This is a genomic window from Microbacterium pygmaeum (assembly GCF_900100885.1).
Classification (GTDB): domain Bacteria; phylum Actinomycetota; class Actinomycetes; order Actinomycetales; family Microbacteriaceae; genus Microbacterium; species Microbacterium pygmaeum.
On record NZ_LT629692.1, the window covers coordinates 1,711,925 to 1,726,648 of the forward strand.

Here is a 14,724-nt window from a genome sequence, read left to right on the forward strand (position 1 = left end):
CGATGGCCAGCACCGCGGTGGAGCCCGCGCCCGAGACAGGTGCGGACGCGGTCCCATGGGGCGCGGTGTGGGGGCAGGACGACGCTGTCGCGGCGCTGCAGGCCGCGGCATCCGATCCCTCCGCGCTGACGCACGCGTGGCTGATCACCGGGCCTCCGGGGTCGGGCCGCTCCACGCTCGCAGCCGCGTTCGCCGCCGCCCTGATCTGCGAACCCGGCGACGAGCGGGCGATGCGCCAGGTGCTCAGCGGCACCCACCCGGACCTGGCCGCGCTGCGTACCGAGGGCGTCATCATCTCGATCAAGGACGCCCGAGCGCTCGTCGAGCGGTCCTACTTCTCGCCGTCGCTCGGCCGGTACCGGGTGATCATCATGGAAGACGCCGACCGCATGACCGAGCGCACGTCCAACGTGCTGCTCAAGGCGCTCGAAGAGCCGCCCGAGCGCACCGTGTGGGTGCTCTGCGCGCCGAGCGACGCCGACCTCCTGCCGACCATCCGTTCCCGGGTGCGGACGCTGCGCCTCCGCGAACCCGATGTCGAGGACGTCGCCCGACTCATCTCGCAGCGCACCGGGATCGACGTCTCGGTCGCGGAGCAGTCCGCCCGGCATGCACAACGGCACATCGGGATGGCGCAGCGGCTGGCCACGGACGCAGCCGCACGCGCCCGTCGTGATGCGACACTGCGCGGCGTCCTTGCGGTGCGCGGCGTGGGAGATGCCGTGGAGGTGGCGGGGCGCGTCGTCCAGGCGGCCACCGAAGACGCCAAGGCGCTCACCGCTGAGCGCGATGAGGCCGAGCGATCCTCGCTGCTGCGCACGCTCGGCATCGCCGAGGGCGCCGCCGTACCGCCGGCGGTGCGCTCGCAGCTCAGCGCCCTCGAGGACGATCAGAAACGTCGCGCGACCAGGAGCCTGCGCGACGGCATCGATCGGGTGCTCACCGATCTGCAGTCGCTGTTCCGCGACGTGGTGATGCTCCAGTACGGCCGCGGCGGCCCGGGCGACGCCGATCTTATCAACCGCGAACTGGCGGAGGACCTCCGCGCCCTCGCCGCGGCCTGGCCCGTCGCCCGCGCCCTCGTCGTCCTGGACCAGATCGCCGAGACTCGGCGCAACCTCGAACAGAACGTCGCCCCGACCCTCGCCCTCGAAAGCATGCTCGTGACCGTTGCGAGCGGGAGGACCCTGTGACCACCATGCCCGCGAAGCGACCCTCCGGGCGTCGCGTTCCCCGACTCGTCGCGATCATCTCCGGACTGGCCGCGGCCGCAGTGGCGCTGTCCGGATGCCTGTACTCGATGATCCCGGAAGCCCGGCCGTCGGCCACCAGCAGCAAGAGCCCGGACACGGGGGGCGTCTCGGCAGACCTGCTGCCCTTCTACGAGCAGCAGCTGACCTGGTCGGACTGTGCGACGGGCATGGACTGCACCACGGTGCGAGCACCGCTGGACTGGTCGGATCCGTCGGCCGGCGAGATCGAGCTGTCCGTCATCCGCCAGCGCGCGGCGTCCGGGGAGGCGCTCGGTTCGCTGCTGACCAACCCCGGTGGTCCGGGCGCGAGCGGTGTGGAGCTCATCCGCGACAGCGTCGACTTCGCCGTCGGGGACGCGCTGCAGCAGAGCTACGACGTCATCGGCTTCGACCCGCGCGGCGTCGGCGAGTCCTCGTCGGTGCACTGCTACGACGCGCCCGAGATGGACGCCTACCTGTTCGACATCCCGGCCGATCCGCGCGGGAGTGATGCGTGGACGGCTGAGCGGATCGAGTGGAACGCGCGGTTCGCCGACGCGTGCGAGGCCGGAAGCTCCGGCATCCTGCCCTACATCACGACGGAGAACTCGGCCCGCGACATGGACCTGCTGCGTGCGGTGCTGGGCGACACCGAACTGAATTACCTCGGGTATTCGTACGGCACGTTCCTCGGCGCAACGTACGCGAAGCTGTACCCCGATCGCGTCGGGCGCATGGTGCTGGACGGTGCGCTTGATCCGACCGCGTCGGGCACCGACGTGAGCACGATCCAGGCCGTCGGGTTCGAGTCGGCGCTGCGCGCCTACATGGCCGACTGTCTTGCAGGCTCGGAGTGTCCCTTCCGCGGCGCCGTGGATGAGGCCATGGCCGACCTCGGCACGTTGCTGGGGAGCGTGGACGCGTCGCCGATCCCTGCCTCGGACGGCCGGCTCCTCGGTGCCGATTCGCTGCTGACCGGTATCATCGCCGCGCTGTACTCGCAGGACAGCTGGCCGTACCTGAGCGCTGCCCTGGAGGACACCCTGCAAGGGGGTGCCGACGTCGCCTTCCAGCTGGCGGACTTCTACTACAACCGTCAGGGCGGGGTCTACCTCGACAATTCGACCGAGGCCTTCCGGGCGTACAACTGCATGGACTATCCGCTCGATTCGACCCCGGAGCAGCTGGCTGCCGCCGACACCCTGATCGCCGCGCAGGCGCCGACGATCGCGCCCTACTGGTCAGGGCCGGACACCTGCCAGGACTGGCCCTATCCGCCGACCGGAACCAGGGACCCGATCACCGCGGAGAGCGCCGCGCCGATCCTCGTGATCGGCACCACGAACGATCCTGCGACGCCCTACCAGTGGTCGGTCGCCCTGGCCGATCAGCTCTCGTCGGGTGTGCTGATCACGCGCGTGGGCGAGGGTCACACCGGCTACAACAAGGGCAACGCGTGCGTGGACGGCGCGGTCGAGGCGTACTTCCTCGAGGGGAGCGTCCCGCAGGACGGACTGCGGTGCGAGTAGCGCTCGTCCGGTTCGCGGCACCTTCGGTGACACTGTAAGATCGATGATCGTGCGACGCGCAAGCGAAGCGCGCCACCTTAGCTCAGTCGGCAGAGCATCTCACTCGTAATGAGAAGGTCGAGAGTTCGATTCTCTCAGGTGGCTCCACATTCACCTGGTCAAATGGGCTTTGTCTGATTCCGGAAGGGATCACACAGTGGCCGATTCGACACTTATTGGACACATTTCGCCACCTGACCGGGATTTCCGTTCCGGCCGGGCCGCATTCATCGCGTCGTCTCGACATGTCTTGCGACGTCTGGCGCACCTCTTGGGTATGACCGATTACATTCCCAACGTTCTCGACGGTGTGATGACGACGAGCGAGCTCGCGGCGCATCTGAAGGTCAGTCGGCAGGTGATCTACGACCTCCGGCACGAAGGTCCTCGTGGATTCCACGTGGGCAAGGAGCTGCGGTACACCGTCTCCGAGATCAACGCCTGGCTCGCGCTCGCCGCGGCGAAACCGAATGCCGCACGGCGAAACTTCTCGTCGCCGCTGACCCGGGCTCCATGTCAGGAAAGGCCAAGCTCGCGCGCGACCAGGGCATCCCCATCGTCAACGAAGACGGCCTTGAGCGCCTCGTCGACCTCGCGAACTGACCGCGAATGCAATCGCGACGGAGCAATCGAGTCCAGTTCGCTGATCGAGGATCCTCGATCGGGACTGTGGGCGTCGCGATCACCGACGCGTACGGATAAGTGCACACTTGGTGCGCGTGCCCGGTCGCCAGTACGTTTCCCGTATGACTGTGACGGGCATCGGCGGGCTGTTTTTCCGGAGTCGCGACCCGGAGGTTCGATCAGCCTGGTACCGGGAGCACCTCGGAATCGGCGCTGGCGCTGAGGGGGTCTGGCAGCAAGACGCGGGCATGACCGTCTTCGCACCGTTTGCGGCTGACAGCGACTACTTCGGCTCCGACCAGCCGTTCATGATCAATCTCAGGGTTACAGGGCTCGATGCTCTCGTCACGAGGTTGGAAGCGGCTGGAATCGCAGTGGAGCGTCGCTCCGAGTGGGAGACGGAGCACGGCCGCTTCGCACGCATCCACGATCCGGAGGGTTTACCGCTGGAGCTCTGGGAGCTGCCAGACTGACGCCACTCTGACCGCTCAACCGTGCTTGACCGGACAGTTGCGCAGAAATCAGTGACCATCGTTTCGCTGAGCGGAACTCCAGTGAGCACTGGGGGAGCGGCGCTTCGATTTCGTGCATGGTGCTGCAGCGGGCCTGTTGGGAGTATGGGGGTATGACCTACGACGAATCTGATGTCCTGGCTCGCGGCCGTTACCGCCATGCGGTCGAGGCCGCGATCTGGGGTATGCCGGCCGTCAATTACCAGCTCATGCGGGAGACGATGACGGAGGGTGCGACGAACGAGTTCGTGTACTGGTCGAAGTTGCTGGACTGGCGCAATCAGACGCTCACTCCGAACCCCGACCTCATCTACTACATGGCGTTCTTCGACACGCACGACGGGCCGGTCGTGGTCGAGATCCCGGGCGAGAGCGACGGGCAGGCCCTGAACGGGTCGATCTGCAGTCTTTGGCAGGTTCCTCTTGAGGATGTCGGGCATTTCGGCGTCGACGCGGGCCGCGGCGGAAAGTATCTCATCTTGCCCCCTGACTTCGATGAGCCGGTGCCTGAGGGGTACATCGTGTTGCCGTGCGAGACGTATGGCAGCTACGCGCTTTTGCGCTCGGTGCTGGCAGAAGGCACGCAGGAGGCGCTCGACAGAGGGCTCGAGCTGTGTCGTCGGATTCGTGTCTACCCCTTGGCCGAAGCCAGCGACCCGCCGGAGACAAAGGCGCGTGATCTGCACGGTGACATCGTCGACACGACGATCCCCTACGATCTTCGCTTCTATGAGCTCCTGCACCGCGTGATCCAGAACGAGCCGCTGCTTGCCCGCGATCGAGCGTTCGAGCAGATGCTCGCCTCGATCGGCATCCGCAAAGACGAACCGTTCGACCCTTCGCCTGCCGACGTCGCGTTGCTTGAAGACGCGATCAGCGAGGCGCACGCGTGGCTCAAAGCCGAATACGAGCAGAGCTTCGATGCGTTCTTCGACGGCGCCAAATGGTTCTTCCCCGGCCGAGCGGACTTCACGGAAAGTCAACGCGACGGCTTCGATGCTCACCCTGAGGGCTACCCATACCCCAACCGCGGTGTCATCTACCACATGGCCTTCATCGGCATCCGCCGGCTCGGCATCGGCCAGTTCTACCTGGTGAACCTTCGCGACAGCGATGGCGACATCTTCTCCTCCTCGGCGAGCTACCGAATGCGCGTGCCCGCCGGCGTGCCCGTGTCACAGTTCTGGTCGGTGACCATGTACGACGCCGCAACCCACGCCTTCATCCGCGGCAACACGAAGTACTCGGTCTCGTCGCAGACTCCGGGACTCGCCACCAACGACGACGGCACCGTCGACATCTTCTTCGCACCCCACACGAGACCGGACCAGCACGCCAACACCATCGAGACCGGATCATCGACCAGCTTCGAGCTCATGTTCCGGTTCTACGGAGTCGGGCCCGAGGTCATGACGAAACAATGGGCCCTGAGCGACGTCGTCCGTACGTCCCACTAACCCGGCCACGATCAACCGGACGCCCCGAAGCCGGTCCCCTTCCGGTTCCGCAGCCTTGCTGGCGTCGCACCCCGAACGGTCAGCTTGATGCAGTCGAGATCCTCCTCGAGGCACGCGTGGGCCTGCAAAAGATGGAAGCACGCCAGCCCGATCTGCCGGTATGGTCAGCCCATGGTTGACGCTGTCGTGATGACCGACGTGGTGGGTCGCATCGTCTATTTCGATGCCGGAGCCGAGGCGCTGTTCGGGTACCAAGGTCAAGACGTGACGGGTGGCCCGGTCGACATCCTCGTCCCCACCCGTCTCCGTGACGCGCACTGGTCGGGCTTTCATCGGGCGATGGAAGATCCGACGGTCAAAGACATGGCGGCCGACATGCCTGTTCTGTGCGCTGACGGTGAGATTCGCGAGTACGCCGGGCGACTGCTTGCACTCAGCAACGGGCTGGGGACTGCCGTGGGCGCGATCGCCATCTACTCCGACGAACGATCAACCGGCATCCGGCCGTTCCGCGAACCCGAAGACCACTAGTCGAAGGTCGATGCGAGTATGATCCCACCGCCGCCCGTATTGCGTCCGGACTGGGCCGCGGCGTCAACCTCAGCGGCGTCTTGGATCGTCGCGACTCCGACCCGGGCGCCGGGCCCAAACGGGAGTATGAGCTCGCGGCCATCGCCGTGACCGGGTTCACGCATGTCCGCGTGCCGGTGCGGTGGTGGGGGCGCGCCGGCGAGATGCCACCGTATCGACGCGATCCGAACGTCGCAGGCGAATTGGACCTTGCGATCGATCAGGCCCTGCGCCGGGGATCAGGTGTCGTGCTGTCGATGCACCACGCCGACGGGGTCATGTCGGCCGCGCCCGAGCAGGTGGGGCGAGTCTGCGCCATCTGGCGGCCGGTCGCTGCAAGCTACGCCCCCGCGGACCCGAGCTCGCCTTGGATCTGCTCAACGAACCTCGCGACGCATCGACACCCGACCGGTGGAATCACATCCTGCCGAGAGTTCTGAGTGTTGTGCGGGAGACCGATCGCCGGCGACTGATCACCGTCGGCGGCGCGCAGATGGGGACGCTTGCGGCACTGGTTGCCCTCGAGCCGCCGGCTGACGAGGCGCCGGCCGTCAGCCTGCACTACTACGAGCCGTTGGCGTTCAACCACCAGACAGCACCGTGGGCGCCAGGCTCGAGGGCGTGGGTCTGACGGTGGGGTACACCGGAGACCGGCGGGCGGTCACCGCCGACCTTGAAGCTGCGGTTCAGCAGGCCTGGCCGCGGGCTGCCCCGCTCTATGTCGGAAAGTTCGGTGCCCTTCATGCGGCCGATGAAGACGACCGCGCGGAATGGACGACCTGGGTGCGACGGGAACTGGAGCGGCTCGACCTGCCGTGGGCGTAATGGGACTTCACCACGGACTTCCGCGTGCACGACCGCGAACACGGCCGGTGGCGTCCGCAGGTGCTCGATCACTGATCGACCCGTAGCGTCGGGTCGGGATTCTTCACTGATTGGACTCACGTTGCTTGCCGGGAAGCAGCACGAGGCCCCAGGCACGCGCGCGCCCGGGACCTCGTTGCATGAATCGGTGCTCAGTCGTTGTTGTCGGTCTCGGAGTTCGTGACTGCGAACGAGCCGTCGAGAGACAGTTCTGTGAGCGTGCCGTTGCTCCCGAGAATGGTCGCTTCGTAGCTGTCGGCGGGGTTGTCATCGACATCCAGAGAGACGATGGCGCCGTCGGCCGCGGCAAGCGCGGCGTCGACGAGTGCCCGGACCGTGGTGTCGTCGAGCTGTGTTGTGGGCGCAACATCATCGGCGCCGGCGGGGTCTGTCTCGCCGACCGTCGCCGTTCCGTCTGCGCTGACGCGCACGTCGGACTCGTCGCCGGCATCGGTGGTGAACTGCACCAGCCAGGATCCGTCGCGGGACGCCTCGAGCGCGGTGGGCACGCCGTCGGTCGACGCGGAAGCGCTCTGGACGATGTCGATCAGCTCGTCGGCCGACGAGCTGCCGCGAACGGTCTCATCGGAAGTCTGCTGAGTGCTTTCCGCGACGTCGTCGCGGTCGTCGCCATCATCGTCGGCGATCGCCGCGCCCACCGCGACACCGCCGCCGACCAAGGCTAGAGCGGCGACGACACCCGCGACGCTGAGAAGGACGACGTGCTTGCGGGGCCGCTTCGGCGAGTTCTGCGGGTGGGAGACTGCGGGCTGGGTGGGTTCGGGGGTGGAGGTGTTGTCGGTCATAATTCGATCGTGGCTGCCGGGTGCTGAACCAGGCCTGAAGCCTGCTGAAGGAAGCTTCAGGAAGACGCGGGGAATGTCACTGTGAACCGTGCCCCACCCCATCGTCCGTCGTCGACCGCGACGCTTCCGCCGGCGGAACGGGCGATGCCGTGCACGATGGCAAGCCCGAGACCGCTTCCGCCAGCATCTCGCGATCGAGCCTCATCGAGACGGACGAACCGCTCGAAGATACGCGTGCGCTCGTCGACGGGAACGCCATCACCGTCTTCTTCGATCGTCAACACCGCCGCTCCGTTGCGTTCCAACACGGCGATCGCGATCCGGCCGCGAGCGTGGCGAGCCGCATTGTCAGCGAGGTTGCGAACGAGTTGGCCCACCAAGCGAGCGTCACCTTGCATGCGCGCGGGGCCCACGCCCGACGCGTCGACCGTGAACCCGAGCGTTCGCAACCGTGCGGCCTCGGCGAGCGCGCAGTCGTCGAGGTCGACCGTCACCTGGGCACCGCCGGCACCTTCGTCGAGCTTTGCGAGCACGAGCAGCGCATCGACAAGTCCCTGCAGTCGCAGACCCTCCTCGTGAACGACGCTTGAAAGCTCCTCGACGGAGGTCAGATCGGGGTGCGCCTGCGACAGCTCGACGTGCTGCCTGATCGTCGCCAGCGGCGACCGCAGTTCATGCGACGCGTCGGAGATGAAGCGCCGTTGCGCTTGCGCTGCCACGTCGAGGCGCCCCAGCATCCCGTTCATGGTCGTCGCCAACGCGGCGATCTCGTCCCGCGACTCGGGCACCGGGATCCTCCGGTCGAGCCGATCAGCGGTGATGTCATCGACTTCGGAGCGGATCCGTGCCACGGGAGCGAGGGCCCTGCCGATCATAAGCCAGGTGGTCACGCCGACAAGGAGAACCAGGACCGGCACCGCCACCACGAGCAGGGTGATGACCGTACCGACCGTCTCCTGATCATCATCGGTGGGCACCCCGACCATCAGGATGCGATCGTCGTCGAGATCTTCAGGCACGAGAAGCATCGGATCGCCGTCGACCACGACGGTCAGCGGTTCGGTTGAGGAAGGGATGCTGAGGCCCTCGGCGTCCGATGAAGCGGCGACCACTTCGCCGTCGGCGTCGAGCAGCAGGACGACCTCGTCGTCGTCCAGATTCCGGATCGCCTCGAGGCCCTGCGCGTCGATGCGCGCGGCGAGCTCCTCGGCACGTGTTTCGCCGGCGCGAGCGGATGCGTCACGCAACGTCGAGCTCAGTACGCCGACGAAGATGATCGCGCCGATCACCAGCGCCACGGAGACCACCGTCGTCGCGCCCAGCGTTGCCCGTGCCCGCACGGAACGCCACACCCGCTTACCCACCGTCGACCGCCAGACGGTAGCCCGCACCCCGCACCGTTTCGATGGAGCGTCGCTCGAAGGGGCGATCGACCTTCTGCCGGAGGTGGCCGATGTAGACCTCGACGATGTTCGGGTCGCCCTCGAAGTCGTCATCCCACACGCCGTCGATGACGTCACGCTTGGTCAGCACCTGGCCGCGGTGGCGCATCAGATGGTGCAGCACGGCGAACTCGCGAGAGGTCAAAGCCACTTCCACATCACCGCGCCAGACCTTCCGCGCCCCCGGATCGAGCCAAAGATCACCCGCCTCGAGGACCGCGGGACGTTCCACCGCGCCACGGCGGATCAGGGCGCGCAACCGCGCCACCAGAATGGCGAACGAGAACGGTTTGGTGACGTAGTCGTCGGCGCCGGTCTCAAGCGCCTCGACCTGGTCCCACTCGCCGTCCTTCGCGGTCAGCATGAGCACCGGGGTCCAGTTCTCCTCAGCGCGGAGGGCCTCGCAGACCTTCCATCCGCTCATCCCGGGCATCATCAGATCGAGGATGATGACGTCATAGCGAGTCTCGCGGGCACGCCACAACCCATCCACGCCGTTATGAGCGACATCGACGGCGAAGCCCTCAGCCTCCAGCCCTCGACGCACGCCATCTGCCAGGCGAACCTCATCGTCCACCACCAGAACACGCATAACCCCATCATCGCCGCCGCAGCCTGAAGCCACCCTGAATCACACCGAAGCCTCGCCGGAATGGGGGTGCTCTGCTCGTCCGCAGATCGGTCGGTCACCGGGACAGCCGTGTCATGGCGAGTGACGCTGCCGCGCGTGCCTCGCAGCAGGTCGGCGCTGAGGCCGCGCGGAGCAGGCATGGATCGGTTCAGGCGGCGTCCCGTACTAGGGCGGGTGCTCGACACGGCGACGCGACGCAGATGACTCCCGCTATCAGTGCTCCGGTTGCGAATGGGGCGTAGATGTAGTCCGGGGAGATGATCTCGACAGATAGGAACGTCAGCCAGACGGAGGCGATTGACCCCAACGCGAGGATGCCCGAAATGACTGCTGACGTCACTTTCCTATAGGCGACTGAGACGACAACGCTCACCAGACACGCGGCCGTCCCTGCGACCGCCCACCAGACGGGCAACACTGGGACGAAGTAGTAGAACAGGGGGCCTGACCAGCTCAGGAACCAGAGGAAAGCGCCGAACGTGAACGTGGCCCAGGCCCATACGGGCGTGAAGACGAAGGCGGCGATGACCGAACCAGCGAGCACAAGCATGAATCCCACGCCGGGAAGCAGAAAGACCGCCGCATACGCCCGCAGGGCGACGTAGTCGATCGTGAGGGGGACGAGCTGCACGGCACCGCCAGCGATCAGGAGCGATCCCACGAGCACAGGGAGTAAGCGCCGTGTGGAGGTATCTCCGGGTCCCATAACGCTTCACCATGCCACAACGGCGGTGTCGGCTCATGCCGAATCCTTTGTTGCCGTCGATCCCGGTCTTGATCACGATCTTCGTCGTGGTCGCTGTGGTCGTCGTGTTCGTGACTGTAGGTGTAATCATGTGGAATGCTCGTCGTTCCTCACGAGCACGGAAGGGCGATCAGCAAAATGCTCCCGGTCCTTCGCATTAGGCAGGTTGGCGTCACAGACGGTCGCCGAGCGCGCGCCGTCGCGGGTCCTTCGGGTTTGAGCGTTCGCCTTCTCAGCGGATTCTGCTCATCCCGGGCCGGCGGCGGCGGATCAGTATGAGTGCGGCTCCACCGGCGATCAGCGCCGCGCCGCCGAAGGCGGGCACGAGCAACTCTGCCGCGTCTGCGCCGGTGGCTGGCAGGATGTGCTTCTCGGGCTTGAAGTGCACGATCTGCGAGAGGATTGCCGGCGCGAGCTCGATGTTCTGCCCTTCGGGCCGCCCTTGGTTCCACAGTGCGGTGACGGCGAGGCCCTGATCCGGGGCGAGCACGGTGTCTGAGCTGAATCCGGTGGTGCCGCCGTTCTTGAAGGCCCAGTTCACGCCCATGCCGGTGGTGGCGGGGTAGAGCTGCCAACCGAGGCCCATCTGGAAGTTGGTGGCCGGCGCGCATGTCGTGGGGTCCGGTTCCTGGCAGATCGTGGTGATGGTGCTCTGCGGCGCGAGCGTGTCTGCCATTGCTCGCACGCCCAGCGGTGCGTCGGCGGGGATGTCGCCGAGGTGCGCCTTGTCCCAGGTGACCATGTCGTTTGCGTCGGATACCAACCCGCCCATGCCTGCCAGGGCGTTGGTGTCGAACCAGTAGAACGTCTCGGTGTTGACCGTGTGATCCGTGTCGGTCAGGTAGGGGGTCGCCATGCGGGGCCCGGTGCCGAGCGTGGTCGAGGACATGCCGAGGTTTTCGAGGAAGGCGCCTCGCAGTGCCTGTTCGTACTTCGGCGGGTCGGTGAGCGTCGCGGTCGGGTCGATCACGTTGGCGAGGATGGTGCCGAGCAGACCGAACCCGAAGTTGGAGTACAACCAGTTCGTGCCCGGCTCCCACAGCAGAGGCTGGGTGGACACGGCGCTCCAGAGCATCTCCTGCGTGTAGAGCGGTAGCGGGTTTGTGCAGTTCTCGACGCCGTCACAGGGCTCCCAGTAGTTCTCGGGTGAGTCGGGCAGCGCGGCTTGGTGCGTGGCGAGATCGCGCAGAGTGATCTCTGTGTGCGTGCCGTCGGGCTGGGGCCACGTGGGCACGATGACGCCCTCCGGTGCGTACTTCTGCACCGTGTCATCCAGCGAGACCCGACCCTCAGCCACCAGGTAGGCGAGCAGATCGGACGTGTACACCTTCGTCTGCGACGCGATCTCGAACTGCGTCGACGCGCCGACCCGCTCGGACGATCCCTCTGTGGGGCTACCGGCAGCGAAATGTGTCGTGACGGGCGCACCGCTGACGGGATCTCGAGTGACCACCACGGCGGACAGCCCAACGACGTTGTACTGCTTCTGGAATGCGTCGATGCGCTCCTGGATCTTGATCTGCAGCTCCGGCGACATCGCGGTGTTGACCCCGGCCGCGCCGTCCGCTGCGTAACCGCCGGCGGGAGTTACTGCGTGAGTGAACAGGGCGCCAGGCGGGGACGTGTTCTCATTTGCGACGGTGATCTCGACTGTGGCGATCGTGTTCTCCCCGTCGCCGAGGTTGACTGCGTAGGTGCCGGCCGCGGATGCGGTGAAGATCGTCTGGGCCGTGCCATCGGGTGCGGCGGCCTGCTGCGCGGATAACGATCCACCGGGACTCGTGCTGAAGTACGCCGTCGCACCGTCTTCCAGGTTGGTGGCCGTGACCGTCGAGGATCCGCCGACCATGATCGTGGTGGGGTCAGCGGACAATTCGGCCGGGCCGGGATCTGACTCGTCTGCGACGGTGATCTCGACTGTGGCGATCGTGTTCTCCCCGTCGCCGAGGTTGACTGCGTAGGTGCCGGCCGCGGACGCGGTGAAGATCGTCTGGGCCGTGCCATCGGGTGCGGCGACCTGCTGCGCGGATAACGATCCACCGGGACTCGTGCTGAAGTATGCCGTCGCACCGCTTTCCAGATTGCTGGCCGTCACTGTCGAGGATCCGCCGACCGTGATCGTCGTCGGGTCAGCGGACAATTGCGCCGGGCCGGGATCTCCAACAGCCGTCGCGGGTCCGGCGCTGGAAAGCGCCAACACCCCAGCCACCAGGAGTGCGGTCAGGGACTTCTTCAGCATGAGCGATTCCTTCATAGCGTGACGTTGGCGGCCGGAGGCAAGAGGCGTCTCGTGATGTGCGAAGGTCTCCGACACTGTGCGCGTGTGGGGACCGTCTTGATTGGAGCCGACCGACACGGACGTGCCGGCGGATGCAGCCGATCTTCACAGTCGGGCTGAGATGACCGTCGTGCGCCGACCACCTGAACGACGAGAAAGCCGACGCGATCAAGAGAATATGAGTCAGGTACACGCGTGTAAAGTGCCAATTCGATCCGATGGCGTTCGGCGCGAGCTGCTGGAATCGGCGCGAGGACGCGGCGGTCACCGCCGGCCGCTGTCGCGGAGCTCGTCGCCTCGATCTACCGACCCGGTCGCCGATGCAATTGCATATGAGGGCACCGTTAAGCGGTGACAGGCGCGTCCAAGCACTTACCGCTCTCTAGGCTATTTGGGCCATCCGACGAGCGAGTTCCGTCAGATACGAGGTCGCGTCAGAGCTCGGCAGCCCGAGATACTCCAGTCGCGTGGGCTTTTCGAGAGTTGCGACGCCGTGCAGGCCCAACCACAGCAGGTACGTGTCCGATCTCGTATCGGTACTTGCGGACCTCCCCGCATCGACGCATCGCTCGATCGCCCGCTCCGCGGCGAGGAAAGTGTCCATCGCGTTGAGCGCGAAACTGCCCGCTGAGAACATGAGCCGATACCTGTTCCGATGCTCCCAGCCGTAGTTCACGTACGCGCGGCAACCAGCCAATAGCGCGTCGACCGGATCCTTCTCGGACAAGATGCCGGTCTGCACGTCGCGGGCGAGTTCTGCGAAGCCGGCGTGCATCACCTCCTGCTCGATAACGCTCAGGTTCTCGAAATGGGTATAGATCGCCGGGGCGGTCACCCCGCACTCCTTGGCGATCGCGCGCAACGATAGTTGTTCGTTGCGGTCGACGATGCGGGTTGCCGCGACGACCAGCCTTTCCTTCAGAAGCATCTTTTCCTCAGCCGCGTGTGTACCGGGGGTCGGCGTGATCGATGCCCGCATCCTGAAGCTGCATCGACACGAACATTGTCCGCCCCTCCGCTGAGGCGAGACTGCGTTTCACTCCACGAGCCGGCGCGCCCCGGAGCCGCACCTTTCGAAGGCCCGAGTTTCGCTCTGCCCGCATGCCGGTCCGTTTTGGTGCGTCGCGTGCAGGAGGGAGCTTCTCGGGCATCTTGCTCGATGGAAGTGACATGCGTTTGGGGTCGATGCGGCGTCGGGCGAAAGGTCTATATACTGCTCTATACAAGACCGGAGGAGGAGTTATGACCGTCACGTCAATCGATATCGATCCGAACGAGCTGCGCCAAGCGAAGGAGCTCGCCGGCACGACCTCCAATCGCGAAACGGTGGATCTCGCCCTGCGCACGCTCATCGCCGTCCGTCGCCAGCCGGCGGCCGTCGAGCGGATCATCGCCCGTACGTTCGAGCCTGACCAGATCGACGCGCCGACGATCCCGCCGGCGACGGTGATTGCCGGCCAGTGACGACCTACCTGGTCGACAACAGCATCTGGCAGAAGGCCTCGACGAGCAAAGCGATTGCGACAAGGCTTCGCGAGCTGTCACCCACTCACCTGATCATCACCTGCCCGCCGCAAGTCCTCGAGTACTGCCATTCGGCCCGGAGCCCGCAAGAGTACGAAGAACTCCGCGCGGACATGGAGTTGCTGCTGCCCGCATGGGAACACCCCGACGAGCAGCAAGCCCTGGACGTCCAGCAGGCGCTATGGGACACGGGGCTCATGCGCGCGGCAGCGGCGTTCGATTGCCTCATTGCGGCATACGGGGTCGTCAACGACGCTGTCATCCTGAACTCCGACCACGACTTCGGGTTCATCGAGATCGCCACGCGGGGCGCGGTCCGGCAGGAGTACGTGGCGGCCTAGGAACCTTCCCCCGCATCCGCAGCCCCGTTGCGGATGGGACCGGCCGCGGCCGCGGGCCGTGGTCAGCGGCGGCGGGTGGCCGCAACGACGCGGGTTCAGTCCCCCCAAGCGCCCGATCGCACGCGCCGCT

The 14,724-nt window shown here is 66.1% G+C and carries 16 protein-coding genes, 1 tRNA gene and 1 pseudogene; 12 read left to right on the forward strand and 6 right to left on the reverse strand.

Annotation, left to right across the window (positions count from 1 at the left end; all coding sequences use genetic code 11):
* Positions 1-2: 2 nt before the first annotated feature.
* From BLT19_RS07975 to BLT19_RS08015, 10 genes and pseudogenes are all read left to right on the forward strand, one after another.
* Positions 3-1,193: a DNA polymerase III subunit delta' gene (locus BLT19_RS07975; RefSeq protein WP_091488507.1), complete on the forward strand. Its 1,191-nt coding sequence runs from the start codon at positions 3-5 to the stop codon at positions 1,191-1,193.
* A gap of 5 nt (positions 1,194-1,198) precedes the next feature.
* Positions 1,199-2,761, forward strand: a complete 1,563-nt coding sequence (locus BLT19_RS07980; RefSeq protein WP_091493560.1) for an alpha/beta hydrolase — start codon at positions 1,199-1,201, stop codon at positions 2,759-2,761.
* Between the two features lie 71 nt (positions 2,762-2,832).
* A tRNA-Thr gene (locus BLT19_RS07985) sits at positions 2,833-2,908 on the forward strand.
* A gap of 205 nt (positions 2,909-3,113) precedes the next feature.
* Positions 3,114-3,191, forward strand: a pseudogene (locus tag BLT19_RS18250) (hypothetical protein); the annotation flags it as partial.
* Between the two features lie 355 nt (positions 3,192-3,546).
* Complete coding sequence (locus tag BLT19_RS07995; protein ID WP_091488512.1) at positions 3,547-3,897, forward strand: VOC family protein; 351 nt, start codon at positions 3,547-3,549, stop codon at positions 3,895-3,897.
* 116 nt (positions 3,898-4,013) lie between these two features.
* Positions 4,014-5,393, forward strand: coding sequence for a DUF1214 domain-containing protein (locus BLT19_RS08000; RefSeq protein ID WP_091488515.1), 1,380 nt, complete (start codon positions 4,014-4,016; stop codon positions 5,391-5,393).
* Between the two features lie 171 nt (positions 5,394-5,564).
* The gene (locus tag BLT19_RS08005; protein ID WP_157681808.1) at positions 5,565-5,924 is read left to right on the forward strand and encodes a PAS domain-containing protein; all 360 of its coding nucleotides are present in this window, start codon (positions 5,565-5,567) and stop codon (positions 5,922-5,924) included.
* An 80-nt stretch (positions 5,925-6,004) separates the two neighbouring features.
* Positions 6,005-6,403, forward strand: a complete 399-nt coding sequence (locus BLT19_RS18255; RefSeq protein WP_407939822.1) for a cellulase family glycosylhydrolase — start codon at positions 6,005-6,007, stop codon at positions 6,401-6,403.
* Positions 6,331-6,594, forward strand: coding sequence for a cellulase family glycosylhydrolase (locus BLT19_RS18260; protein ID WP_157681810.1), 264 nt, complete (start codon positions 6,331-6,333; stop codon positions 6,592-6,594). Before BLT19_RS18255 ends, BLT19_RS18260 begins: the two co-directional genes overlap by 73 nt.
* Positions 6,585-6,788, forward strand: a complete 204-nt coding sequence (locus tag BLT19_RS08015) for a hypothetical protein (RefSeq protein WP_157681811.1) — start codon at positions 6,585-6,587, stop codon at positions 6,786-6,788. Before BLT19_RS18260 ends, BLT19_RS08015 begins: the two co-directional genes overlap by 10 nt.
* Before the next feature lie 191 nt (positions 6,789-6,979).
* Here the strand turns inward: BLT19_RS08015 and BLT19_RS08020 are convergent, their stop codons facing one another.
* The 6 genes from BLT19_RS08020 to BLT19_RS08045 form a co-directional block, all read right to left on the reverse strand.
* Positions 6,980-7,633: a hypothetical protein gene (locus tag BLT19_RS08020; protein ID WP_091488525.1), complete on the reverse strand. Its 654-nt coding sequence runs from the start codon at positions 7,631-7,633 to the stop codon at positions 6,980-6,982.
* Positions 7,634-7,689: 56 nt separating this feature from the next.
* Positions 7,690-8,931, reverse strand: coding sequence for a sensor histidine kinase (locus BLT19_RS08025; protein ID WP_231917850.1), 1,242 nt, complete (start codon positions 8,929-8,931; stop codon positions 7,690-7,692).
* Positions 8,932-8,989: 58 nt separating this feature from the next.
* Positions 8,990-9,622, reverse strand: a complete 633-nt coding sequence (locus BLT19_RS08030) for a response regulator transcription factor (RefSeq protein ID WP_231917871.1) — start codon at positions 9,620-9,622, stop codon at positions 8,990-8,992.
* Positions 9,623-9,854: 232 nt separating this feature from the next.
* Complete coding sequence (locus BLT19_RS08035; protein WP_157681812.1) at positions 9,855-10,367, reverse strand: hypothetical protein; 513 nt, start codon at positions 10,365-10,367, stop codon at positions 9,855-9,857.
* A gap of 316 nt (positions 10,368-10,683) precedes the next feature.
* Positions 10,684-12,690 (reverse strand): serine hydrolase domain-containing protein, encoded by a 2,007-nt coding sequence (locus tag BLT19_RS08040; protein ID WP_172825607.1) that lies wholly within the window; start codon positions 12,688-12,690, stop codon positions 10,684-10,686.
* 421 nt (positions 12,691-13,111) lie between these two features.
* A complete protein-coding gene (locus BLT19_RS08045) occupies positions 13,112-13,657 on the reverse strand; it encodes a TetR/AcrR family transcriptional regulator (RefSeq protein WP_172825608.1) in 546 nt (181 codons plus the stop codon).
* A gap of 314 nt (positions 13,658-13,971) precedes the next feature.
* On the opposite strand from BLT19_RS08045, the gene BLT19_RS17610 reads away from it, so the two are divergent.
* The gene (locus tag BLT19_RS17610; RefSeq protein ID WP_157681813.1) at positions 13,972-14,193 is read left to right on the forward strand and encodes a type II toxin-antitoxin system VapB family antitoxin; all 222 of its coding nucleotides are present in this window, start codon (positions 13,972-13,974) and stop codon (positions 14,191-14,193) included.
* A complete protein-coding gene (locus BLT19_RS08055; RefSeq protein ID WP_091488541.1) occupies positions 14,190-14,594 on the forward strand; it encodes a PIN domain-containing protein in 405 nt (134 codons plus the stop codon). The genes BLT19_RS17610 and BLT19_RS08055 overlap by 4 nt, the downstream gene beginning before the upstream one ends.
* Positions 14,595-14,724: the final 130 nt, after the last annotated feature.

What these genes read in the sequence shown, in the direction of transcription:
- BLT19_RS08040 (WP_172825607.1), bottom strand. Translation starts at nt 12,690, where the DNA reads ATGCTGAAGAAGTCCCTGACCGCACTCCTGGTGGCTGGGGTGTTGGCG.
- BLT19_RS07975 (WP_091488507.1), top strand. Translation starts at nt 3, where the DNA reads ATGGCCAGCACCGCGGTGGAGCCCGCGCCCGAGACAGGTGCGGACGCG.
- BLT19_RS08000 (WP_091488515.1), top strand. Translation starts at nt 4,014, where the DNA reads ATGGTGCTGCAGCGGGCCTGTTGGGAGTATGGGGGTATGACCTACGAC.
- BLT19_RS17610 (WP_157681813.1), top strand. Translation starts at nt 13,972, where the DNA reads ATGACCGTCACGTCAATCGATATCGATCCGAACGAGCTGCGCCAAGCG.
- BLT19_RS08045 (WP_172825608.1), bottom strand. Translation starts at nt 13,657, where the DNA reads ATGCTTCTGAAGGAAAGGCTGGTCGTCGCGGCAACCCGCATCGTCGAC.
- BLT19_RS07995 (WP_091488512.1), top strand. Translation starts at nt 3,547, where the DNA reads ATGACTGTGACGGGCATCGGCGGGCTGTTTTTCCGGAGTCGCGACCCG.
- BLT19_RS08020 (WP_091488525.1), bottom strand. Translation starts at nt 7,633, where the DNA reads ATGACCGACAACACCTCCACCCCCGAACCCACCCAGCCCGCAGTCTCC.
- BLT19_RS07980 (WP_091493560.1), top strand. Translation starts at nt 1,199, where the DNA reads ATGCCCGCGAAGCGACCCTCCGGGCGTCGCGTTCCCCGACTCGTCGCG.
- BLT19_RS08005 (WP_157681808.1), top strand. Translation starts at nt 5,565, where the DNA reads ATGGTTGACGCTGTCGTGATGACCGACGTGGTGGGTCGCATCGTCTAT.